Origin of the sequence: Lutispora sp., assembly GCF_041687175.1 — a bacterium.
Taxonomy (GTDB): Bacteria; Bacillota; Clostridia; order Lutisporales; family Lutisporaceae; genus Lutispora.
Map to the genome: position 1 here is coordinate 1 of NZ_JAWLCK010000035.1, position 24,899 is coordinate 24,899.

23 protein-coding genes are annotated in these 24,899 nt (G+C 38.8%); 10 read left to right on the forward strand and 13 right to left on the reverse strand.

Annotation, left to right across the window (positions count from 1 at the left end):
• The 9 genes from ACESM9_RS07255 to ACESM9_RS07295 all read right to left on the reverse strand — a co-directional run.
• Nucleotides 1-1,370 (reverse strand): vWA domain-containing protein (locus tag ACESM9_RS07255; RefSeq protein WP_372996776.1); only part of this gene is annotated, 1,370 nt, incomplete at its 3' end.
• Entirely contained in the window at nt 1,360-3,162 is a 1,803-nt protein-coding gene (locus tag ACESM9_RS07260) for a BatA domain-containing protein (RefSeq protein WP_372996778.1), read from the reverse strand. The genes ACESM9_RS07260 and ACESM9_RS07255, both read right to left, overlap by 11 nt.
• Nucleotides 3,163-3,173: 11 nt before the next feature.
• Nucleotides 3,174-4,049: a DUF58 domain-containing protein gene (locus tag ACESM9_RS07265; protein ID WP_372996780.1), complete on the reverse strand. Its 876-nt coding sequence runs from the start codon at nt 4,047-4,049 to the stop codon at nt 3,174-3,176.
• 2 nt (nt 4,050-4,051) lie between these two features.
• Nucleotides 4,052-5,041, reverse strand: coding sequence for an AAA family ATPase (locus ACESM9_RS07270; RefSeq protein ID WP_372996782.1), 990 nt, complete (start codon nt 5,039-5,041; stop codon nt 4,052-4,054).
• A 108-nt stretch (nt 5,042-5,149) separates the two neighbouring features.
• Nucleotides 5,150-6,715 (reverse strand): hypothetical protein, encoded by a 1,566-nt coding sequence (locus ACESM9_RS07275; RefSeq protein ID WP_372996784.1) that lies wholly within the window; start codon nt 6,713-6,715, stop codon nt 5,150-5,152.
• 17 nt (nt 6,716-6,732) lie between these two features.
• Nucleotides 6,733-7,614 (reverse strand): ABC transporter permease, encoded by an 882-nt coding sequence (locus tag ACESM9_RS07280; protein WP_372996786.1) that lies wholly within the window; start codon nt 7,612-7,614, stop codon nt 6,733-6,735.
• Nucleotides 7,614-8,540 (reverse strand): ATP-binding cassette domain-containing protein, encoded by a 927-nt coding sequence (locus tag ACESM9_RS07285; protein WP_372996788.1) that lies wholly within the window; start codon nt 8,538-8,540, stop codon nt 7,614-7,616. Before ACESM9_RS07285 ends, ACESM9_RS07280 begins: the two co-directional genes overlap by 1 nt.
• Entirely contained in the window at nt 8,540-10,930 is a 2,391-nt protein-coding gene (locus tag ACESM9_RS07290; RefSeq protein ID WP_372996790.1) for a hypothetical protein, read from the reverse strand. The genes ACESM9_RS07285 and ACESM9_RS07290 overlap by 1 nt, the downstream gene beginning before the upstream one ends.
• A gap of 249 nt (nt 10,931-11,179) precedes the next feature.
• Nucleotides 11,180-11,767 carry a hypothetical protein gene (locus ACESM9_RS07295; RefSeq protein WP_372996791.1) on the reverse strand — a complete coding sequence of 196 codons (588 nt, stop codon included), beginning with the start codon at nt 11,765-11,767 and terminating at the stop codon, nt 11,180-11,182.
• Nucleotides 11,768-11,927: 160 nt separating this feature from the next.
• On the opposite strand from ACESM9_RS07295, the gene ACESM9_RS07300 reads away from it, so the two are divergent.
• Entirely contained in the window at nt 11,928-14,504 is a 2,577-nt protein-coding gene (locus ACESM9_RS07300) for a calcium-translocating P-type ATPase, PMCA-type (RefSeq protein WP_372996793.1), read from the forward strand.
• Nucleotides 14,505-15,271: 767 nt separating this feature from the next.
• Here the strand turns inward: ACESM9_RS07300 and ACESM9_RS07305 are convergent.
• Nucleotides 15,272-16,276: a hypothetical protein gene (locus tag ACESM9_RS07305; protein ID WP_372996795.1), complete on the reverse strand. Its 1,005-nt coding sequence runs from the start codon at nt 16,274-16,276 to the stop codon at nt 15,272-15,274.
• Between the two features lie 163 nt (nt 16,277-16,439).
• Between ACESM9_RS07305 and ACESM9_RS07310 the strand changes: the two genes are divergently transcribed.
• The gene (locus ACESM9_RS07310) at nt 16,440-17,072 is read left to right on the forward strand and encodes a YigZ family protein (RefSeq protein WP_372996797.1); all 633 of its coding nucleotides are present in this window, start codon (nt 16,440-16,442) and stop codon (nt 17,070-17,072) included.
• A gap of 18 nt (nt 17,073-17,090) precedes the next feature.
• Here the strand turns inward: ACESM9_RS07310 and ACESM9_RS07315 are convergent, their stop codons facing one another.
• Entirely contained in the window at nt 17,091-17,570 is a 480-nt protein-coding gene (locus tag ACESM9_RS07315; protein ID WP_372996799.1) for a hypothetical protein, read from the reverse strand.
• A gap of 179 nt (nt 17,571-17,749) precedes the next feature.
• Here ACESM9_RS07315 and ACESM9_RS07320 point away from each other — a divergent pair, with 179 nt between their 5' ends.
• From ACESM9_RS07320 to ACESM9_RS07355, 8 genes are all read left to right on the forward strand, one after another.
• Complete coding sequence (locus tag ACESM9_RS07320; RefSeq protein ID WP_372996801.1) at nt 17,750-17,953, forward strand: hypothetical protein; 204 nt, start codon at nt 17,750-17,752, stop codon at nt 17,951-17,953.
• Nucleotides 17,954-17,965: 12 nt separating this feature from the next.
• The gene (locus ACESM9_RS07325; protein ID WP_372996803.1) at nt 17,966-18,241 is read left to right on the forward strand and encodes a spore coat protein; all 276 of its coding nucleotides are present in this window, start codon (nt 17,966-17,968) and stop codon (nt 18,239-18,241) included.
• Between the two features lie 116 nt (nt 18,242-18,357).
• Entirely contained in the window at nt 18,358-19,146 is a 789-nt protein-coding gene (locus ACESM9_RS07330; RefSeq protein ID WP_372996805.1) for an IclR family transcriptional regulator, read from the forward strand.
• A gap of 195 nt (nt 19,147-19,341) precedes the next feature.
• Nucleotides 19,342-20,115, forward strand: a complete 774-nt coding sequence (locus tag ACESM9_RS07335) for a LamB/YcsF family protein (RefSeq protein WP_372996807.1) — start codon at nt 19,342-19,344, stop codon at nt 20,113-20,115.
• A gap of 52 nt (nt 20,116-20,167) precedes the next feature.
• Nucleotides 20,168-21,352: an NRAMP family divalent metal transporter gene (locus ACESM9_RS07340; protein ID WP_372996809.1), complete on the forward strand. Its 1,185-nt coding sequence runs from the start codon at nt 20,168-20,170 to the stop codon at nt 21,350-21,352.
• An 18-nt stretch (nt 21,353-21,370) separates the two neighbouring features.
• Entirely contained in the window at nt 21,371-22,108 is a 738-nt protein-coding gene (gene pxpB, locus ACESM9_RS07345; protein WP_372996811.1) for a 5-oxoprolinase subunit PxpB, read from the forward strand.
• Between the two features lie 4 nt (nt 22,109-22,112).
• Complete coding sequence (locus ACESM9_RS07350) at nt 22,113-23,114, forward strand: biotin-dependent carboxyltransferase family protein (protein WP_372996813.1); 1,002 nt, start codon at nt 22,113-22,115, stop codon at nt 23,112-23,114.
• A 101-nt stretch (nt 23,115-23,215) separates the two neighbouring features.
• Nucleotides 23,216-23,893, forward strand: a complete 678-nt coding sequence (locus tag ACESM9_RS07355) for a HesA/MoeB/ThiF family protein (RefSeq protein ID WP_372996815.1) — start codon at nt 23,216-23,218, stop codon at nt 23,891-23,893.
• 17 nt (nt 23,894-23,910) lie between these two features.
• On the opposite strand, the gene nagB is transcribed toward ACESM9_RS07355, so the two are convergent.
• Both nagB and ACESM9_RS07365 read right to left on the reverse strand, forming a co-directional pair.
• Entirely contained in the window at nt 23,911-24,645 is a 735-nt protein-coding gene (gene nagB / locus ACESM9_RS07360) for a glucosamine-6-phosphate deaminase (protein WP_372996817.1), read from the reverse strand.
• Nucleotides 24,646-24,676: 31 nt separating this feature from the next.
• A partial coding sequence (locus ACESM9_RS07365) for an amidohydrolase family protein (RefSeq protein ID WP_372996819.1) occupies nt 24,677-24,899 on the reverse strand: 223 nt, incomplete at its 5' end.

The following is a 24,899-nucleotide window of genomic DNA, read 5'->3' on the forward strand; positions in this document are numbered from 1 at the left end:
GCACTATCAAAGGCAAGAACACCTATATTATCATTATCTCTAAGGGAATCAAGAACTCTCGCAGCAGCTTCCTTCGCCAGATCCAGCTTGGTTATCCCTCCGCTTTCACTTGCCATGCTGCCAGATTTATCTATTACAACGAAAATAGACATATCCGGAATTGCCTTCCTGCCCTTAAGCTCCATGTTTACCGGCAAGACCTTTTCCAAAGAAGTTTTGAAATATCCTCCCAATGCGAAAGAATCATCGCCTCCCGTTGCGATTAATCCTCCTCCCAAATCTCTTACATAAGGCTCCAAAGCTTTGAGAAATCCATCGCTAAGATTCTCCGCAGATACATTTGCCAATATAATTGTCTTGTATTGAGCCAGCGACTGCAAATCTGCAGGAGCAGAATGGGCACTAAGTCTTTTATAGTCAGTCTTTGCTCCTTCCAGAATTTTAGCTATCTCGTCAGCCTCTCCCGCTTTATCCTCAATGACCAGTATCATAGGCTTATCCAGCACATTTACAAAAGATGAAGCCTCATTATTTCTCATCTCTGTGTCCAAATTAGCCTCCACCACTGCTCTGTAGGTCTTAAAGCCTCTTGTGTCGGCAATGTCTTTAAAAAGAAACCTATTCTCTCCTTTAGTCAGATCTATATTTTCCTCCGCCGCCTTCTGACTGCCATCAAACAGAGTAAGTTTGGCTGAGGTATTGACATTGCTCTTTATGTTAACTCCTATATTAAATTCCTCTCCCATATTTAAGGTTTGAGGTGCCGTGAGTTTTACTGCAGCCACCTCATTACCTTTTTCTCTTTGAATCTTCAAAACCTTGAAATCTACTGATTTATCTTTGAGAACTCCTGCTATATTGCTGCTGTTGCCTTCATTTTCCTCCCCGTCGGTTACAAGGACTATCCTTTTTCGGCTGCCTTCGGGGAGCACTGATACTGCAGCATTTAAGGCCTTTTCGATGTTTGTATATTTACTTCCTTGTATCTGGCTTATGTTCTCAAATGCAGGCTGTTGTGAAAGGAAGTTTTCCATCACAGGCTCTTCTCCGAAGGAAATTATTGCTGCCTCATCTTTATCCTTCATTGATTCTAAAGCTTCCTTCACGAAGCTTTCTATATCATTTTTATATTCTGCCATACTGTCGGAAGCATCCAACAAAAATATGGTGGATGTATCTTCTACAGTCCAGACTATTCCCAGGCTTGATAGTGCAAGTATGAGAAAGAGACAAGTGAAAAATCTGGCAGCCAGAATAACTGCCTTCTTGCCTCTAGCTCTGCTTCCCAACTTCTTTGAAGTGAGAAACAGCATGGCAACCACAGCCAATAGGAGAAGTAAATATAAAGGTTTTCCAATATCAATTCCCACGAATATACACCATCCATTCTGCGGCAAGCAAAAGGACCACAAATATTATTATGGGAACTTGAAGGTTCGTCCCCATAATTGAATACCCTCTGCCATCCCCTGCTTCCCTTTCACCTTCCCACTGGCCTTGAAATGCATTGATTCCTTCTTCCCGCGGGAAGTTCACTGCAAACACTCTTTCTCCTGCATTTTCATCCTTCTTATATGATAGCTTGTAAATCCCTATTGAATTGGTATTATCATACCCATAGTCAAGAAGTTCTTCACTTATACTTGTTTCATTACCATCAGGATTCTCCATCACTGCTTCTTGAATATGGCTTACAAAATTCAAAGGAATTGTCTCTCCACTGAAATAATAGCTCTTTCCCTGTTCCTCCATATCAGTGAGATATGCGGCCATATTATACATGAATATGGGAAAAGAAGCATCCAATGGAAAATCACTGTCATGTATATCAAAAGCCGTATAGGCTATTTTCTTTCCTCCATAAATCCCTGCCCCTGCAACTGTGTTTTTCCCTACCTGTATCAGGGCATCAGCCCAATAAGGCTTTTCCAATGTCCTCATTTTGCCTATATAAAAGCTAAAACCATCTATATTTTTGCTTAAATCATGGCTTATCACATCAGCCCTGCCGCCTTCTATGGTTTCTCCTGGTTTAAAATAAGGATTGTCTTCATCTGGATTTATGAAAAACAAAGAACCATCATCCGGCAGCTTAGTCGGTGTAATCCCATCAAATATATAAAGGTCATAACCCTCAGCTGTGATATCTACATCATCAGTCTTGTATACTTCCAGACCTTCGATAGAACTCAATGCCTTCTCAAGAAAAATATTCTTCTCTGAAAAAAGCAGCACCGATTTAGGCTCTGTGCTCTCCGGCACTAAAAAGGCTCTGTTGTCCTCCTGCAAAGCATCCTCTTCTGTAAGCTCCGCCCAGAGATATTTATATCCTCTATCTATGTTTTCAAATAAAATGCTTGAAGATTCACCTGGAGCCAATTCCACATCCATGAGCTCCAAAAGCTTATCCTCTCCATAGAGGGCTAATTCCCTCTTCTCAGGCTCCTGGCTGGTGTTTTCTACTCTAACCAAGGCAGTGTATCCTTCACTGTCCTGGCTATAAGATATATGACCTATTCCCACATTGGAACCATAACCTCCAAGGGCTATGACTTCTCCACTCATGTCCTCCAACGCCACTTCCTCATCTGTGTATATAAGCACATTGGCTGATTCAAATTGCCTATATACAGCTTTAATCAGAGAGAGATGCTCTTTTACGCTCCCGGACATATTGGTCTTTTCTAGACCTTCTACAGCTCTTATAGCTTGATATTTGTCTGTTACACCGCTGAATTCCACATTGGCAGTTTTATCTATAGAAATCAGAGTAAAAACTGATGTATTATCCGATTCACCTATAGCCTTTTTGGCCATAGACTTAGCTATGTCCAGCCTTGTACTTCCTTCATGGTAAGCATTCATGCTGCCGCTTCTGTCAATCACAATTACTATATTGCCGCCTAAAGCCTTGCCTCTCGTAAGAAAAGGATTTGACAAAGCCATTATTATGAGAAAGGCAGCCATAAGCTGCATAAGCATTAATATATTGTTTTTTAGCTTTTGCCATGGTTTTTTCACCTCTGATTGGGCTAACACCTTTTTCCAAAGATAAAGGCTGGATATTTCCATCTCCTCATGCTGTTGTTTAAGCATATACATGAGAATTATAAGGCCCAGAAGAGGCAGTAATCCCAAAGCGTAAAGGTTGTTAAATCCCATAGGAAACACTCCTATTTTATAATTTGAGTTGTAATCATGTCTTCAAACAATATCTTCTCCAAGCTGTCATTGGAACTTATGGTCACATAAGCCCCTCCATATTTTTTCGCCATTTCCTTAAGGCTGGATTTGAAATTGTTCAATGTTTGCTGGTATTTATCATAAATGGAAGGAGTCAAATCCACATCCACCATTTCTCCCGTCTCGCTGTCTTTAAGCCTTAACTGACCTTGGAGCTGAGGATTCAGCTCATCGGGAGATAAAACATGCAAAAGTACAATATCCTGCCTGTAATATAGCAGATATTTCATGAAATCTTCTAAAGGTCCCTGGGTGAAAAAATCAGAAATGACTAAGGATAAGCCTCTTCCTCCGAATTTTTTCAGCTTTATTGCTTTATCCATATTTGTTGTTCCTTCAAACTGGATATTATCCAAAAAAGCTGCACATATGTCAAACTGGCCTCTTCCTCCCAACACATTGGAACTGACCATAGTATCCTTTTTAAGCAAATTTATGCATAGCCTGTCCATATTGTTTAATGCCAGAAATCCTATAGCTGCTGCCAATTGGATACCTAACACCGACTTTTTGGGAGTACCAAAATCAATGGATTTGCTGCAATCCAGAAAAATATTCACCATGGCCTCCCTTTCTTCCATAAAAAGCTTAACATACAGCTTTTCAAATCTGCCATAGGCATTCCAGTCTACTCGCCTTAAATCATCACCATAGGCATACTCCCTGAAGTCAGAAAACTCTACAGAGTTTCCTTTGGCTCTGGATTTTCGCAATCCACCGCTTCCGGCAGCTGTTAGCTTTTCCATGTTAAGGGCCAGTCTTTCCAGTCTTTTTAGAAATTCCGGCTCAAATATGCTATTTCCCATAACTAAACTTGCTCCTCTGATATATTAAGAATTTCCCTTATCAAATCATCTACATCCATACCCTCAGCTATGCCTTCATAATTCATAAATATCCTGTGCCTCAGTGAGGGATAGGCCACATACTTTATATCATCGAAGGACACATTATATCTTCCTTCCAGCAAAGCCCTCACCCTTGCGGAATTTACAATGGACTGGGCAGCTCTGGGGCTTGCACCAAATCTTATATATTTCTTTGCAATATCAGGAGAGTCAGTATTTTCTGGATGGGTATGCATTACTGCTTTTAAAGCGTAGGATAGCACAGGCTGGGCTATAGGAATATCTTTTGCTATTTCCCTTATGGCCAGTATTTTCTCTCCATCAGCAACTTTTTGCACATCAGCTTCCACGCTGGATGTGGTGAGAGCCACAATATCCTTAAGCTCTGACAGATTTGGAAACTTTACATCTATCTTGAACAAAAACCTGTCCAACTGGGCTTCAGGCAAAGGGTATGTGCCCTCCATCTCTATAGGGTTTTGGGTAGCCATTACCATAAATGGTCTGGGAAGCTGGTAGCTGGTCTTGAAGGCTGTCACCGTAGCCTCCTGCATAGCCTCCAAAAGGGCTGACTGTGTCTTTGGGGTTGCCCTGTTGATTTCATCTGCCAGCACCAGATGAGCAAAAACAGGTCCCTTGTGAAACTCAAACTTATTGCGACCTTCTTCATCCTTCACCATGATATTGGTACCTATTACATCAGCAGGCATAAGATCCGGGGTGAACTGTATCCTGGAAAAGCTCAAATCAAGTACCCTTGATAGGGTTTTTACCAATTGGGTCTTCCCAAGACCAGGAGCCCCTTCTAAAAGAATATGACCTCCCGATAAAAGCCCTATTATGACCTGCCTTACCACATCTTTTTGTCCTATTATAGCTTTTCCTACCTCTTCTTCTATACTCTTTACCGTTTCCCAGGCTTCTCTAATATCCTTTTCCTCAATACTCATATGAACTCTCCTCTATATCTTTTTATTCCAGGTTTTTCGAACAAGGGCAAGCCCTGTCCCTACAATGTTCTTATTGCTAGAAGCAAAAAGAACCGTCCCCAATGCTTCTTACTCTAAGGAGGTGAAATAATCCTTCACCATATCCTCCAGGCTCTGAGGTATTTGCCTTCCCTCAATGTTTTGAAAGGCCTTCTCCCTGTATTCCCCTATTACCTGATTATAGGGTTTCATCTCGCCCTTTATTCCTACTCCATTATCCACTATATATTCCTTTGTTTCACCTTCATTGTTCTTGTGGCCTTGGAGCTGAGATTTCTCTCCCTCTCCTCCCGGCAAGCTGGGTGTGAATATCTTCTCATATTCTCTTACATCCTTCTCAGAAGGTTTTTTATTGCCTAGACCAGAACCTGTCCCCTGAGGGTTTTGGGTTTTGCTGTCCTGACCAGTACCCTCTCCTGCACCTCCGCCAGGCTGACCACTACCTTGTCCTTGGCTTTGGCCTTGTCCGCTGCCCTGACCTTGATTTTGTCCCTGACCTTGGCCTTGTTGATTCTGACCTTGTTGGCTCTGAGATTGTACTGCTGCATTCCTTAGAGATTCCATCACTTCTTCCATAGCTCTGCTGAAATCCTGGTTCTCCATCAATTTGTTTATTTCCTCATTCAATGAGCTTATCTCATTTTGCAAATCTCCCAGCTCTCCTGATGCCATCTTTTTAGCCAATTCATAAAAGGCTCCTGCCAGTTCTGGATTCTGCTCCAAGGTTTTGGCAAGTTGAGATAGATTCTGAGACAGTTCCTTTAACTCTTCCTGACTGATATTTTTCAACTCATCAGCAGTTCTCTGGAAATCGTACTTCAGCCTATTGGTATCTCCCCTTTTCAAGGTCTCTGCCAGATCCTTGGTGACTTCATTCTTGGAAAATTCCTGAATGATTTTGTCCAGTTCCTTGTCTATATACTTCTGTTTAAGCATTTCTATCTTGTTTTCTGTTCTCTCAAGAGCTTTTGACCCTTCCTTCACATCTTGGGCTTTGCTAAGCTCCTTCTTCAATTCCTCCAGCGCAGCCTTCGCTTCTTCCTTTTGTTCACGGGTCAGCTTATTATTGCTCTCAACTCTTTTTATAATCTCTTCTACTTCCTTCTGCTGCCTTGATATTTCCTTTTTTACATTGAAAATTTCAATTGCCTTATCTTCCATTGGATTGGGGATAAAGCCTGATATGACTATAGATATGGCCAAGAGTCCAGTAATCATCACAAACCTACCAGGAAATTTAATCTTGATTTCTTTTTTTATATTCAACGACTTAAGATGCTCCAATGCATCCTGTCTTTGGAGAATAGCTATTGCATTGTCCTCTTCCAAAAGCTCCAGAGCAGTCAATGTCCTCTCCTTCAGTCCCTTTGAATCCAATATCTTCGCTGCAGTTTCATCCTTAGGCGTTTTGAATAGCGATAGGATAAAACCTGACAGTATTACTGTACATGCAATTAAAGCCCCTTTGCCATAGGCATCGTATATAGGCACAAAGCGGGCCAAAAGGACCAATGCCAGATATAGACCCATGGCTCCAATAGATGCTTTTGCAGTATACTCCAACATTAAAGCAATATGGATCCTATCTCTGGCCTTTCTCACATATCTCAATATATCTCTATTAGTCTCTTTCATAGAGTGCACATCCTAATTTATTTTTTTCCTCTACGGGACAAAAAGAACCGTCCCCGGTGTCCCTTTTTGAGGGGATTGATTTTATTAGCCGATAGTATCATCAAAACTATGGATAAAGCTATATTAAAAAGCAAATTGATAATCCAGGGGCTTATATAGCCTGCTGCAGTTGTGTTTCCAATTATTAAACCAGGAAAGAAGTTCATATTCCCTCCTCTAAACTGTTCCCATAGTATAGAGGCAAACCCTACAATGGGATTGGCGTATAAAAGGGGAAATACCCCTTTAAAATCATAATCATGGGTTATACCAAGATACAATACCGTAAGGAATATGGTTCCAAAGCATAGAAAGGCTATGGTTCCATAGGCCAGTACATTGGCAGCCGTAGTCCTTTTGAAGTAAGAAGAATAGAATATCCCTATGCTTCCAAAGGTTATTGCTATTATTATGAAGAAGCCGAACAGCTCCAAAAGTTCTATTACGGATATGCCTCCAAACATAAACACAATAGAAAATATCGGAAGGGAGGCTATTATCAGCAATACTATCTGGCTGATGGAGGCAAATAGTTTACCTATTACTATAGACAAAGGTGTCATCCGGGTGCATAGCAGCAAATCCAGGGTTTGCTTCTCCCTTTCCCCGGATATGGCTCCTGTGGTGAGGGCTGGCGATATAAAGGAAATCAATACGAACTGCATAACAGCCAATCCTGTATAGCTTCCTATGGCAAGTTCCGGATCTATAGTAGATCTGTAATATCCCTCCATAGACATTATCATGGCAAAGGAAGCAGTGAGAGCCATGAAAATGAGATAAACTCCTATCATTCCTGCGGCCCTCCAGCCTCTCATTCGTATCTTCAGTTCCTTTTGCAATACAGGGTTTATCCTCATTACGCCTCATCTCCCTTCGTTACCTTCATGAACACATCCTCAAGATTTCCATCCATCTGCCCAAAGCTTATTACAGGAATATCTCTCATGACCAATTCCTTGAGAAGCATAGCCATTTCTTCCTCGTTTCCCTCAAAACCTGCCTCTATGAAGTCCTCTCCTTCTCTGATGCTTGTGGCAAAAGGTTTTTCCTGCAATACTTTAATCCCTTCTGCAATCTTTCCTCTAAGCTTTATCTTAATAAACCTCTTGCTGTATACCTGCTGCATTATCTCATCAACTGTACCGCTTATGACAATTTTGCCTCTGTCTATTATTCCTATGGAGGTACAAAGCTCAGACAGTTCAGGCAATATGTGGGAGCTTATTATTATAGTTTTCCCCAGGTCCTTTAGGGTCCTGAGTATTTCCTTCATCTCAACTCTTGCCCTTGGATCCATACCTGATGCCGGCTCATCCAGTACCAGAAGTTCCGGGTTATGGACCAGACTTCTTGCCAGGCATAGTCTTTGCTTCATGCCTCTGGATAAGCTATCTACATAGGCATCTCTCTTATCCTGGAGATCAACCAATTCAAGAAGATCATCGCATATCTTTTTTCTATCCTTGGCATTTATTTTATATATAGAAGCATAAAAATCCAGATACTCTGTTACCTTTAAATTATCATATACGCCGAAAAAGTCTGGCATATATCCAATTACTTCTTTAGCTTTTCTCACGTTTTTAATAACATCTATATCGTTTACATATATTTCTCCCCTATCTGCTGCCATAAGACCGCAGATAATCTTCATAGTGGTTGTCTTGCCAGCCCCGTTAGGGCCTACAAAACCATATATCTCTCCCTTGGGAACATTTAAGTTTAAATCGTTTACAGCTGTAAATCTACCATACTTTTTAACAAGTCCTTTTATCTTTAGCATTACTTCACCCTACCTTTCACTGTTATCTGGGGAAGTCTAAAGCTGTTATCATTCAATTCATATTTCAAAAGCAAAGTATTATTTTTGTCCAAGTATTCTGCTATATCATCGCCTTGTATAACGTGGCTGGTAAAGTCACCACTCTCCCACTGATTCTTCTCCACATTCCAAATATACTGTTTTACATTGGGCTCTATTCTGTCATGACTGAGACCAATCCTGGAGGGAATAATGTTTTCCCTTATGCTATAAGCAACTTCTATAGTGCCTGCACCATAAATCATATTATCATAAGGTTCATAACTACCTCTTGTTAAATTTTGCTTTATGATCGGTTTTATATATCCCCAAGGCAGTTCTACTTCTTCTCCTGATTGGATAATGAGCTTCAAATCCGCTATCAATAAGGATTTTTCATAACTATCCACAGCTTTACCGTTTACTTTTACATTTCCTCCTACGGAGTTTGGACTCCACCCTATGAGCTTGACTCCTTCTATTTGTGATGAAGTATTATAATCCAAGAAATATTCTAAAATATATCTTTTTTGATATTGCTTTCTTAGTTCGACACTTTCTTCCTCTGACAGTTCCAACCCTTCATTTCTTAACCGGTCTATATCATAGAGATTATTCAATAAATCATATCTATTTCCATAGTATTTTTTTGTTTCTCCTGCAATCTCTTTTCTCTCACCACTTTTTATATCACCTATAGACATGTATTCATTGGAGGTTATTATATAGCAATCCTCCAAATCAAAATCTGTAGAGTTTTCAATAAAGCCTCTGAAATCAGAATCCACATAGTTTATTTCACTAATTATGGCACCTTTTATCTCCTCATTATTATCCAGAGAAAGGGTTTTCATTGTCCATACTCCTACATCATTGAACTCTATGACAGATTTTGGCGAAACCATTATCTTGGTTTCTATCTTTCTCCCCTCATTCCAGGTTGGAGAAGAACCATAATGGTAGTTTCTATATATGAGGGGCTTTACCTTTGTCCCTTCCACCCCTTCCACTATCAGGTCTGTCTTGTTTGGGGTAAATACTCCCCCAAAGGATTTAGATACGAGACTTCCGGTTTCATCGCCATAAATGATGGATACTTTGTTTAATATGGGTCCTGTAAGTCTGGTTCCAAAACCCATAAAATATATGACAGCCATAAAAACCATGGATAATAGGGGCACCACAGCCCACATAAGCTCTCTTCTGTCTCTTTTTTTCAATATGATATAGGTTACAGGGGCAGCAAGCAAAATATATATGGCAAATATTATTATAATCATCTTATAGCTGGGTAATGACAACTCAGGTATGGTCATTAATGCCCTATCCATTAAGTAATAATTATTTCTGGCTACGGCCATATATTTTTCAAAATATTGTCCTGCATATACAGCAGGAGCAGCCCTCTGAACCAATGCTTCCATAAAGTTTCGGTTCAAGCTCCAGGATGTTAAAGGCTCCAAACCCATATCAAAAGACAGTAGCAGCACCCTTCCCTTACCCTTATTTACATATTGGGCTAAACCTACTCCATCTTGTGCAAGGACTGTCTCACCTTGTGCCAGTTTGATATCCATTACATCTAAAGTCTTCTCAAAATTCCCTCCTGCCATTTCCCCCATTGTCTTTCCGGATATATTAATCAAATCCCCTCTTTCACCGGTTATGAAATCATCCTTAAAAGCAGAAAGGGTCTTTGAACCATTAGGTCCGGTACCTATTATGAGAAAGCCACCCTGTTCAACCCATCTTTTTAGTGTTTTATATTGTTCATCACTGATCTTGGTGGAATCATAATCATTCATAAATATAATATTAAAGCTGCTCATAACATCCAAATCTGTAGAAAAGTTTTCTTCATTGAGGTTGGCAATCTTCATGCCAACACTTCCCTGAAGGTTTTTGAATGTAAATCCATTGAGATAATTCAGATTGGAGGTGTTATCGCTCATAATCCCTGCTAGCATCACATTTTCTGCAATACCTCTATCAATCCTCATGTATTGTTCTGTAACAGTATTCTTGCCTTCTATAATCCTGATTTTAGTATTTAATAAAGAGGAAGGTATTGGAATATTCATTGCATATTTTTTTGTGGTATTTTTCGGATGGTTTATGGATATTGCATAAACATCCACCATATCAACACCCATAGGACCCATGCTGCTTGGAATCTCTATTTGTATTTCTCCATTTATATCTTTCATGTTATTTTCTACAGTAATGGTGACAGGTGTTACAAAATCTGATCTGTAGACCTTATCAAAACCTATCTCGGTGCTTATCTTTATATCTGCCCCATCTCCAAAAACGGGCAGCATGCTGCATATAAGCAATAGGCTTGTAAGCATCACAGCAATCCACTTCTTCATTATCATACCCCCAAATATTAAGTCCCTTGAATCTCTAATTTAGACGAAACATCAATTAAAAAGTTACATATCCGATATTAATACTATTGTATAACATTTTTGGACAATAAAATATAGGAACCACAAAAACACTGAAGAGCACTGCTTTTTATAAGATTACTTTTAAATGTGTAAAAACAAAAATGCAATTGTCATAGCAATTGCATTTTATAACATCCATTCTGCTGAGTTGAATATATATTAGCCTCTTTATAGTGCAGGTTTTGCAGGATTATAATCATTTTCCAGCATATAAATCTTCCATTGGCCATTTTCTTTTTTATAATACAAATACCATATTACAGGTACTTCATGACCTTTAAGGGTTATTTCAACTCCTGCCAGAGCCTTATCTCCTTCTATATAGCACCATCTCTGCCTGTAATCCGCCAGGTTTTTATCCGTATCCATATACCCTTCTACCAAAAGGCCATCACCTGTATATCTTATGAAGGATGAACCGTCAGGGGATTTAATATAGTCTGTATCCTTTGAAAGCAAAGAATTCACATTGCTCTCATTTCTAGCAAAGCAGTTGGTAATAAATTTCTTTGATATGTTTTCTATGGTTTCCTTAATTGGTTCATCCGCTGACTTTTCCGCCATCTTCCCATCATCCGGCTTTTTCCCCATATCCTTATTATTCATATTTCTATTATATATTGGCGACTTTTTAATAATTGTGAATAATTGTCCCAGATGATCTTTACCAAGTGCGAAAGATGTGCCGAAAAAAGCCAAACATATTATCACCAATAGTACAATGGGCATTATGAATTTTCTTTTCTTTAATTTCATCATATCACCCCCATAGCTTTTGAGAGTATTATGCCCAATTCTCTTATATTTTTTAATTACCAAATATAACCATATATTAACTGTTTCAAAATCCTAACATATTAGCCTTATCTAAAGAATAATATTAAAAGGAAAAGCACAGGGAAAAGAGGGGACTAATATGCAAAACATAAATATAAACACAGGAAGAGGCATTTTGACCAGAGGACTTACAGAAAAAGAAGCCTTGGAAAAGCTTAAAAAATACGGATTCAATGAACTTACAAAGAAAAATAAAAAAAGTCCTGCAGCAATTTTTATTGAACAATTTAAAAACCTTATGACTCTGGTGCTTATAGGAGCTTGTCTAATATCCTGGTTTTTTGGTGAAAAAGCTGATTCCATAACCATACTGGCAATAATAGTTCTAAATTCAATACTTGGCTTTATACAAGAATATAAAGCTGAAAGATCTATCGAAGCTTTAATGGAGCTTTCTGCTCCGGGAGCCAAAGTTGTCAGAGACGGAAAAGTGTCTCACATAAATGCCAAATATGTGGTACCTGGGGATTTAGTAATAATTGAAGCCGGCGATAGAATTCCTTCCGATGGAATAGTACTTGAAAGCATAGGTCTCATGGTGGATGAATCCCTTCTCACAGGGGAATCAGTACCCGTTGAAAAATCTCCCAAAAACTCCGATTGGGTCTATATGGGAACAATGGCTACCTCAGGGAAAGCCAAGATAATTACATATTCTACAGGCATGAATAGTGAAATGGGTAAAATAGCCAGCATGCTTCAGGAAATCCCTGATGAATTCACACCCCTTCAAAAACGATTAGCCCAGCTAGGCAGATATATAGTTGCCATATGCCTCATCATCTGCGCAGTGGTTACGATAACAGGAATACTAAGAGGAGAGGATCCTTATAACATGCTTCTGACAGGTATAAGCCTTGCTGTGGCAGCCATACCTGAAGGACTGCCTGCAATTGTAACTGTAGCTTTAGCCATTGGGGTTCAGAGAATGTATAAAAGAAATGCTTTGGTGAGAAAGCTGCCAGCAGTAGAAACCCTTGGCAGCACCACTGTAATATGCTCCGACAAAACGGGAACCTTGACTCAAAATAAAATGACTGTAAAGAAGGTTTATGTAGATGACAAATTCATAGAACCTCAAAAGTATAAGTTTTCTTCCACAGAGGCTTTGAAACTTCTATTCACTGCTTCATCAGTATGCAGCGATGCCTATTATGAAGAGAAGATGATGTCTGAACCGGAAGTCAGCGGAGACCCTACAGAGCTTGCTATACTGAAGGCTGCATGGACTGCCGGAATCAAAAAATCCAATCTCAATAGGGAGTATAAAAGGATTCATGAAATTCCCTTTGACTCTAACAGGAAGAGAATGACGGTAATAGCAAGGAAAAAAAACGGCGAGTCTTTTGTATTTGTCAAGGGGGCTGTAGATGTTATTTTGGATTTATGTACAAAATACTATAGTCCCAGAGGAGAAAGAAATATGACCTCAATGGATAGGAGAGCCATTCTGGCGGCAAACGAAAAGATGGCTTCATCAGCTCTTAGAGTCCTGGGAACAGCTTATAAAAAATATGATGGTATTCTTGATAATAGTTCTATTGAGAAGAACCTTACATTTATCGGCATGGTAGGAATGATTGACCCACCTAGGACGGAGGTAGCCAAAGCTGTGGAAACCTGCATAATGTCCGGTATAAGACCTGTGATGATAACAGGAGATCACAGATTGACTGCAGCGGCTATAGGTAAGGAATTGGGAATACTCACTTCAGAGAATCAGATACTCACAGGCAGTGAATTGGATAAGCTTAGCGATAGGCAGCTGGAAAAGGCTTCAGCCATCACCACCGTATATGCTAGAGTATCTCCCAAGCATAAGCTGAGAATAGTCAAGGCACTAAAGTCCTTAGGTCATACTGTAGCCATGACAGGAGATGGAGTAAATGATGCCCCGGCTATTAAGGATGCGGATATAGGCATAGCCATGGGTATTACAGGCACGGATGTAACAAAGGAAGCTTCATCCATGGTATTGATGGATGATAATTTTTCCACCATTGTGGCAGCAGTAGAGGAAGGAAGAATCATCTATGATAATATTAGAAAATTTATTCGATACCTTCTCTCCTGCAATATTGGAGAGGTGCTCACCATGTTTCTGGCTTCACTTTTTTATTTACCCACACCCCTTATTCCCATACAGATATTGTGGGTAAATCTGGTGACTGATGGGCTTCCTGCTATGGCTCTGGGCATAGATCCTCCTGACAAGGATATAATGCTCAGAAAGCCAAGAGGAAAAAAAGAAAGCATTTTTTCTCAAGGCTTAGGCTTTAAGATATTGATGAGGGGAATAGCCATTGGATTGGGCACATTATCCGTCTTTGCCCTCATGCTTTATCTCACATATAATGATATAAAAAGAGCCAGGACCTGTGCCTTTGCATCCTTGGTATTGTCTCAGCTATTTTTCGTATTTGAATGCCGCTCGGAACATAGATCCATTTTGAGAATCAATCCTCTCACAAATATATGGCTGATTCTCGCAGTTTTGTGTTCTTTAGGGCTTTTGTTGATGGTTATATATGTGCCATTCTTCCAGCCTATCTTTAGCACTGTAGCACTGGGATGGATTGAATGGGTCATTGTGGTTATTATATCCTTCCTATGGACTCTGATATCTTTCTTCACCACAGGTAAGAAGCGAAAGTAGTAGAACACGGATTTACACGGCAAAATCCACGGATTAACACGGAGGGATACTTTTTTTGAGAACACGAAAAGACACTAAAATTCCACTAAAATACACTAAAGCATTAACATACAGTTATTATAACGGCATAAGTCAATCTAAGGGGTATTTAATATTACTGCTTCGATAGTATGACGAACTAGAATAAGCATATGTGCAGTTCACAATCTAACGCCTCCCAAAGGGCCTCCTGCCCTGGAAGGCTTGGGCACCATTCGTGCTGCCCATACGATTTTTCTAAGGATACTTCGCTAAGAGTTACTGGCAAAATCAATAAATATGTTCACTTGCACATATGCTTATTCTTTAGGCACTGTAGCTTTCTTAGATACAGTGAGGTCTATAGTATAGAAGAACGCTACTGTATGTGGATATCAGATATGTGCTGAGGATATTTTGTGAGCTTTGTTATAGTTCTTAGCGAAGATCGAACTAAAAAAGCCGTAAGGATGGCACGGAGGCCAGCCTAGGCATCCAGGACATGGAGGTCCTTTGGGTGCCGTTAGGCTTTTTGTGAGATCAAGCTATAGAAATATCAAAGCGAACTCTTATATCTAAAGCACATATCTAATATCCACACTATATGCTGCACATATGCTTATTCTATTTCGCTATAGCAACTAAGTAGTTCTCTTTAGTGTCTTTTAGTGCCCTTTCGTGTTTTTAGTGGTTTCAAAAAATAACCCACAGTGTTAATCCGTAGTTAGTGCCGTGTAGATCCGTGTTCCTCATCTTCGGAGCTGATAGTAAATCTTACCCAGATTCATCATATAGCCTAGCAGAGCTTCGTTGCGGTGAACTCGACGACAGGGCTCCGGCTTATGGGGCTTTGCCCTTTTCATTCTTATAAGGAAATCCTCCAATCTGACCCTGTCATTCATTATGCCATCCAGACTAAAAAGTGAAAAATCATCCACACCACATTCCTTTAAAATACCTATATCCTTTTCAAACTCATCCATAGACTCATAATAAGGCTCATTTCCTAGCTTTCCAATATTGGTAAGACCTACAGATACAGCCAGTTTATCCTTTAATACCTCTTTAAGATAGGAAACCTGATGATATATGAGATAATCCACATCGACTTTCTTATATTTCCCCAATTCAGCCCTTATCATAGTGGCATAATACATTAAATTGTACTTATCCCAAGGCACTTGAAATACAGGTATCTCCAATGCATTTTGCATAATCTCACTGCCAAATCTGAGATCATAGTAACTATGATGGATACATGTAGCATATCCTTCCAAACCCTTCTCCTTTATATATGAAGCAGCCTCCTTCAGTACATTCAACGAATTTCTGAATCTGCTTTTATTGAGATTTGAAGTCAGCATTTTAGCATAGGCAATGATAGGCTCCAGCTTGTGCCGTGGTGAAGCAATGCGCCTTATATCCTCAAGAGGTGACTCCATATCTATGCAAAAACCTTTGATACTCAAACCCCTTTTCTCAATCTCACTTAGAAGCCTCTTAATATAGTCAAAAAAGTTCATGGCATTTCGCTCATTTATCCAATATCCCATATCATCTGATAGAGTAGCCCAAATGGACACAGGAATCCCATTTCTATTATAGGTTTCCAGCATCTTATAGAAATCCGAACTATCCTCACCATAGCCCAATCTATAATTCAAAGATATATTATGCTCTTTAAAAACTTCTAATACATTAGTGTTGCAAACCTCTAAAGGCTTTGCAAACTCACACCAAATTCTAGTATTCATGTTGTCCTCCATTAAAGGTATTATAAAATTATTATTTTCATTACGAAAGGTTATAAACTGTAAAATGTTATGTAATATTTTGAAGCTGGTGAAATTAGCTGCTTTAATGTATAATACTCTTAAAAACATTTGTTGAAGGTGCATTATGGATATGTCATATAAAATGTTAAAACAATATGGTGAAGCCTCTTTTGTGGAGCGCAAATCTCGCTTCATTTCTTATGCTATGCCTGTAACTACAGAAGAAGAAGCAATTGAATTCCTAAATACTATTAGAAAGAAGCATTATGATGCCACCCATAACTGCTATGCATACATTTTAGGTGAAAATGCTGAAATACAAAGGTCCAGCGATGATGGAGAACCTTCTGGAACAGCAGGAGTACCAATTTTGGAAATTCTGCGAAAGGAAGGCCTCACCAATACTATAGTTGTAGTAACCCGTTATTTCGGCGGTATACTTCTGGGTGCGGGAGGCCTTATAAGAGCTTATGCTGAAGGGGCGAAGCTTGCTGTTTCTGCAGCAGGAGCAATTGAAGTCAAAGCATTCTCATTCTTTGTGATAAAAATTGATTATAGTTATCTAGGTAAAATTCAACATGAGGCTATGAAAAAAGAATATATTATCTTAGATACCAGTTATACAGATACGGTACAAATAACCTTCCTCATACCTCCTGAATCCAAGGATACTCTAATAGATGATATAAACAACTGGACTAACGGAAATGTGCTTATTGAGCACTTAAAGGATGATATGGTGAAGGTTGACCTTGATACTGGCCGTCCTATTTAACACCAAGCAAAATTTCGATTAATAATTATACCAATAATTATTAAAATTATCGAAACGTCTTCTCCTTCTTCTTCTCCTTCTTCTTGCCAGATTTGAAAGGAGCAATACTCCAATCAGGTCTCTCAGGAATCTTCTGCGGCCGAATTGTCTTCCTTCCCATTGTTCTTCCATATCTGGCATATCAGCTACTACTTTATCATATATTTTGTCTCCCAGACGATCCATCATCTCTCTTTCAGGATAATCATCATACAGCGGACTCTCCTCCGTTTCCATCCTATCCAACTCTCTGTCGATATAGGGCATAATCTTTTTGCAGCTGTCAGGATGCATACCATCAAAGTACTCATCATCTCTGTCATCTTCAGCAAAAATACTTTCTACATCTTCTGGCATACATCCATCCATATAGATATCGCTATACATTTGAGGATACATGCCATGACCTAAGCCCATATTCATATTATTCATCAATGGGCACATAAACATTTTATTCACAATCGCACCTCCCACATTTTACTTATATCAGTATATGTCGGAGAAAGGCCTATGTGCATGTTCAAGCTTCATTGAACACGCTTTTAATTGCCTTTGATATTATTACCTCTCATATTTTATGTAGATGAATACAAAATAACTATTAGTTATGTTCAAACAAAAAGAATGGAGGTATTCTTATGAATAACAATCCGCAAATAGAAGCCAAAAATCTTACAATACTTGAAGACCAGCTTAATTACGAAGCTTTGGCTGTAAAAAAATATCGTCAAGCAGCACAGCAATGTACTAATCAAGAGCTTACAACCATATGCAACGATGCTGCTGCAAAACACAAAGCCCATTTTGACCAGTTGTTGAACTATTTAAATTCTCACAAATAGGAGGAGAGGTTTATGAACAATAATGTACAACTCACTGATCAAGATATTATGAATGATCTTCTTACTATGGAAAAACAAATAACTTCTGCCTACAACACGGGAATAACTGAAGCTTCCTGCCAAAACCTAAGAAAAACTCTTACAGATAACCTGCTGGATACCCAGCAGCTGCAGTATACCATATTTGATACGATGAAAAGAAACGGTTGGTATCAGACAAAGGACGCCCAAACTCAAGATGTAAATAACGCTAAAAATAAATTTACTAATATAAAAAACCAATTATAAGGTTTATATAAGGCCATGGGTAACTTAGCCATTATCTATGGCCTTTTCTTTTTTTGAATTTTAGATTAGAATAGTAGTGGTTATATGCATACTTAATTCTATTGGAGAGGAAACACATGTATAAAGAAAATAAAAAACAACCAAAAAATTGCAGTTTAGACAAAGCCCTGTATATTCTTAACTTTTATTGCGACCAAAAAGATACACTGGGCTTAAGTGAGTTATCTAGGCTATCTGGCATACCAAAAGCTACTGTATATAGAATATTATCTACCATGGTTGACAGAGGATTTCTCCAAAAAGTTGATGTGATGGGTAAAGAAAGCCAGTACAAATTGGGGTTCAAATTTTTAGAACTTGGAAATATAGTAAGCAACAATATTGAACTTAAAACTATCGCAAAACCTTATATGGAGAAAATCAAAGAATCTATAAATGAAAGCTCACAAATCATAGTAAGAAGCGGTAATGAAGCCATATATATAGATAAGCTGGAATGCAACAGGCCAGTAAAAGCCTATACAAGAGTGGGGAGGAGAGCGCCCCTCTATGCAGGAGCCTGCCCAAGAGCTATTTTATCTTTTCTGCCCGACGAAGAAATAAATAAAATTCTAAATAGTGTGGAACTAGTAAAATACACCAGAAACACAGTTACGGACATAGATGAAATATGGAAATTAATAAGAGAAGCAAGAAAATTAGGTTATACAATAAGCTACAGCGAATTGGCGGATGAGACCTTTGCCATAGGCGCTCCTATAAGAGATCATAAAGGAAATGTGGTGGGATCATTGAGCATAGTAGGCCCTGATAGTCGTCTAAATGATAATACCATAGACCTTTATATTTCAGTGGTATTAGAAGCAACCCAAGGCATATCCCAGGCATTAGGCTATAAAATATAAGTTTATTACACATGCAGCATTGCATGTCTTTTTTTTAATATAATTCATATTTTTTGTATATAATATAGCAAAATGTTAATTTTGAATATTGTGAACATTTTAACATTGAAGGATTTTTCAGACTATTTATAGAAATAGTAAGTGTAAAAATAAAACTTTGGTTCACGTAATGAACCAATAAGAAAGGAGAGTATTATGCCTAAGTTTGTTGATCTAAATAGTGATGTTGGAGAAAGCTTCGGCAGCTATAAACTTGGTCTTGATGAAGAAGTGCTGAAGCATGTCACCTCCGTAAACATTGCCTGTGGTTGGCACGCAGGAGACCCCATGATCATGGAGAAAACCGTAACTATGGCTGCTGCTAATGGGCTAGGAATAGGCGCTCACCCAGGCTATCCTGATCTAATGGGATTTGGGAGAAGAAATATGGACATTACTCCCAAGGAAGCAAAGGCCTATATGCTCTACCAGTTGGGAGCTTTATACGCTTTTGTCCAAGCAACAGGAACAAGGCTTCAGCATGTTAAACTCCACGGTGCCTTCTATAACACAACATCTGTAAAACCAGATCTTGCAGAAGAAATAATAAACGGAATACTGGAATTTGATAAGAATTTGATATTGCTGGCATTATCAGGAAGCTATATTGCAAAAAGAGCTATGGAAAAAGGCCTAAAGGTAGCTCAAGAAGTATTCGCAGATAGAGCCTATAATCCAGACGGTACATTGGTATCTCGTAAACTTCCTGGTTCGGTAATTCATGATAAAAACGAAGCAATAGAAAGAGTTAAAAAGATGGTTTTGACAGGTAAGGTTACTGCTATCGATGGGACAGAAATTTCAATAGCTGCAGACTCCATATGCGTACACGGCGATAACCCTGAGGCTGTAAATTTTGTAAACACAATAAGAAACAGCCTTCAGGAAGAAGGAGTCGTACTAAAACCATTTAGTGAGTTCATAAAATAGCAATTATACCATATTAGGGTATTAATAATGAAAATGGAGAGGAGTCGGAATAATGAAAAATAAAAACTTATCAGTATTATTCGGTGCTGCATTCTTAATGGCTACATCAGCTATAGGTCCTGGTTTTCTAACTCAGACAGCAGTTTTTACAGAACAATTGAAAGCTAATTTCGGTTTTGTTATCCTTGCATCTGTAATATTATCCCTAATCGCTCAGCTAAATGTATGGAGAGTAATAGGCGTATCTGGTTTGAGAGGCCAGGAAATCGCAAATAAGGTACTCCCTGGTTTAGGTTACTTCGTAGCTTTTTTGGTAGCTTTAGGCGGTCTTGCATTCAACATCGGTAATGTAGGCGGCGCTGCCATGGGCTTACAGGTACTTATCGGTCTGGATCTGAAAATTGGAGCAGCCATTTCTGCCATCATAGCAATCTGCATATTCATGTTTAAAGAAGCAGGAAAAGTAATGGACAAAGTTACACAAATTCTAGGTGCAATGATGATTGTTTTGGTTGCTTATGTTGCCATATCAACCCAACCTCCAGTAGGGGAAGCAATAGCAAGAACCTTTGTTCCTACAGAAATGCCAATGCTGGCTATCATAACCCTGGTGGGCGGAACAGTAGGCGGTTACATAACATTTTCTGGTGGCCACAGACTATTAGATGCTGGCATACACGGTAAAGAAAACCTTGATGATATTACCAGATCTTCCTTAACAGGAATGGGTATAGCAACAATAATGAGAATTTTGTTATTCTTAGCTGTACTTGGTGTAGTATCAAAAGGCTTAGCTTTGGATCCAGCAAGCCCACCGGCATCTGCTTTCAAGCTTGGTGCAGGGATTATAGGCTATAAACTTTTCGGTCTCGTTATTTGGGCTGCTGCATTGACTTCTGTAGTAGGTGCTGCATACACATCTGTTTCATTCTTAACATCTTTTGCAAAAGTTATTGAAAATAACAAGAGTAAATGGATAATAGGCTTTATAGCTGTATCCACATTAATCTTTATTACAATAGGCCAACCAGTTACATTACTGGTAATAGCAGGTTCTCTCAACGGTCTGATACTACCAGTTACCCTAGGAACTATACTTGTAGCTTCCGTAAACAAGAATGTTGTTGGAGATTATAAACATCCAAAATGGCTGCTTATACTGGGAGTACTAGTGGTATTAATCACAGCGTACCTCGGAATCAACTCACTAAAAGGTATCGCAGGATTATTTAAATAGACTGAAAGCGGTGATATTATGTACGAAAAAGCCAAATTTTTACCAGCTGGAGATAAATCACTCATCATAGAATTTGGCGATAGTATAAGTCCAGAAATAAACAAAAAAATAAGAAATATGTATATAGCTATGGAAAAATCTGGATTGGATGGAATTATAGAAATGGTTCCAACCTATAGATCTCTTTTAGTTTCTTACAATCCTCTAAAAATAAAATACAAAGACCTTTGCAGTAAACTCAGAGAATATGAGGAAAACCTTGGTGACAGCGGTTCAGAACCTGCAAAGGTAGTTGAAATACCAACAATCTACGGTGGAGAATACGGTCCTGATTTGGAATTTGTAGCTCAGCATAACAATCTATCTGTTGATGAAGTTATAGAGATTCATAGTTCAAGAAATTACTTGATCTATATGCTTGGATTCACACCGGGCTTCCCTTACCTTGGAGGTATGTCGGAGAAAATAGAAACTCCAAGACTTAAAACTCCTAGAACTAAAATTCCTGGAGGCTCTGTAGGCATAGCAGGTAAACAAACAGGTATATATCCCATTGACAGTCCTGGCGGATGGCAGCTTATAGGCAGAACTCCCGTTAAGCTTTACGATCCCTTCGCTGAACCTCCTGTCTTACTGAACGCGGGAGATTATGTGCGATTTGTACCTATAGATGAAAAAGAGTACAAATCCATATTAAATCAAGTTGAAGAGAATAAATACAAAGTAAATATTGCTTTGCTTGATAGTGAGGAGTAATGTTATGGGTAGTATAAAAATTATAAAACCGGGACTTTTTACAACTGTTCAAGATAGTGGGAGAATGGGATTTCAAAGATATGGTATACCTGTAGCTGGAGCAATGGATGACTTTGCCTTCCGAGTTGCCAATATTCTTGTTGGAAATAATGAAAATGCAGCTGTCCTTGAAGCTACTTTCATGGGTCCCAGCATAGAAATAGGCTTTGATGGATTTATCGCCATAACAGGAGCCAACATGTCTCCAAAGTTAAATGAAAAAAGTGTCCATATGTGGCGAAGCATAGAAGTTCACACAGGAGACCAGCTGACCTTCTCTGGTTCTTCAGAGGGCTTAAGATCCTATATAGCCTTTGGCGGAGGCTTAGGAGTTCCAGAGATAATGAAGAGCAGATCTACCTATGTAAGGGGCTCCCTGGGAGGATTCAAAGGAAGGAAACTGATGGAAGGTGACGAGATACCTGTGGATTCTTCCAAATCAGCGGCTAAGCCGGGTAGGTATATTTCACCTGCATATATACCTAGATACAGCAAAGATAATGTTGTAAGAGTGGTATTAGGCCCACAGGACGACCATTTTTCACCTGAGGCAATTGATACTTTCCTGAACTCAGAATATAAGATCACTTCTGAAGCAGATAGAATGGGATATAGACTTGATGGACCAAAACTCACTCATGTGAAAGGTCCGGATATAATATCCGATGGAATAGTATTTGGCTCTGTCCAGGTTCCGGGACATGGTTCGCCGATAGTTATGATGGCAGATAGGCAGACAACAGGAGGCTATACAAAAATAGCTACTGTAATATGGGCTGATTTGCCAATAATAGCACAAATGGGACCTGGAGATACCGTAAGGTTTGAAAAAGTAAGCATAGAGGAAAGTCAGGAATTACTCGCTAATTATGAAGAGGTCCTAAAAGATATAAAATATAGAGTTGAAAACAGCTATATCGTTCAGGAGAAAGACAAAATATTCAATGTGACCATAAAAAAATTGTAAGAAATGCATTTAGTGGGTAACCCAGCATCAAAAAAGATGCTGGGTTATTTTTTCTTTATGTTATAATATTATTCATAAAGAATATAACAGGAGGTATGGACATGGGTAGATATGACAGAAATATGTTATGTCTGTCAGAAGAAGAAAATAACTCACTTGGGCATAAAATTGTTGCCGTTGTAGGCTGCGGTGGCTTAGGTGGATATATAATAGAAATGCTGGGAAGACTAGGAGTTGGTAAAATAATAGCCATTGATGGAGATGTATTTGAAGAAACAAATCTCAATAGACAAATACTTTCTCATACAGAAAATCTGGGAAAACCAAAGTCACTGGAAGCTTGGAAACGAATGAGCCTTGTTAACCCAGATGTAGAGTTATTGCCTGTATATAACCGAATTGATGGAAATAATGCTAAGACCATATTACAAAAAGCCCAGGTGGTGGTAGATGCTTTAGATAATGTAGGCGGAAGAAGAGTCTTGCAGAAGGCTTGCGAAGAACTGAACATCCCGTTGGTTCATGGAGCCATCTCCGGCTGGTATGCCCAAATAACCACCATACTTCCCGGAGACAGGAGTCTTGATAAAATATACTCTGATATTGATGATTCAGAATTAAAAAACCCCCTTGGAAATCCATCCTTCACACCTGCTTTGGCGGCTTCCATTGAGGTTTCTGAAGTTTTGAAGCTCCTCATAGGCAGAGGAGAGCTTCTAAGAAATAAAATGCTGTATATAGATCTATTAAATAATAACTATGAAATAATTATGCTTTAGCACTGCATAAATATCATTTAACGGCAGCTCAGTAAGGATCCGGCTTCTTTATCCACGATAACAGTTAAATCTCTGTGTAACTGGAGTACAGAAGCTGGGAGTTCTGGAGTAATAGGCCCTTCAAGGGCTTTTTTTATTGCCTCTGCTTTGGCTTTTCCATTGGCTAAGAGCATTATGCTTCTGCAATGCATTATACTCTTTATGCCCATAGTTATTGCATACCTTGGTACTCTATCAATAGCACCAAAAAATCTGGAATTAGCTTCTATGGTATTTTCAGTTAATTTTACTCTATGAGTTATACCTCCGAAGAACTGAGCCGGCTCATTAAAACCTATATGACCATTGTTGCCGATGCCTAAAATCATCAAGTCAATACCTCCGGCTTTTTCAATCCTGCTTTCATAAGCTGTACATTCCTTCTCCACATCATCGGCCATGCCATTTGGTATGTTAGTATTTTCTTTTACTATATCGATATGGCTAAAGAAGTTATCCCACATAAACCTATAGTAGCTGTTAACATCTTCTCTGGGAAGACCTTGATATTCATCTAGATTAAATGTAATAACTTCCTTAAAAGAAATCTCCTTCCTCTTGTTCATATCTATCAGTTCTTTATACATTCCTAAAGGAGTGCTGCCTGTAGGAAGACCTAAAACTACCTTTGGATTTGACTTTACTATATGGGCTACTTTTTCTGCAGCTGCATGGCTTAATTCATCATAGTTCTTTACTATATGTAATTTCATTATAACATCTCCCGTAAATAGAATTTTACTATTATAATCTCTGTGAGCCTGATTTTATCACCTTTCTAATATATATATCCTCATCAAACATAATAATATCAGCAAGGTATCCTTTTTCAATCTTTCCTCGGTCTTTAAGCTCCAAAAGTCTAGCTGGATTAGCTGTTGCCATCATTATTGCCTGGGGTATGGTTATACCAATATAGGATACGATATTTCTCACAGCACTATTCATGCTTAGAGTGCTGCCTGCC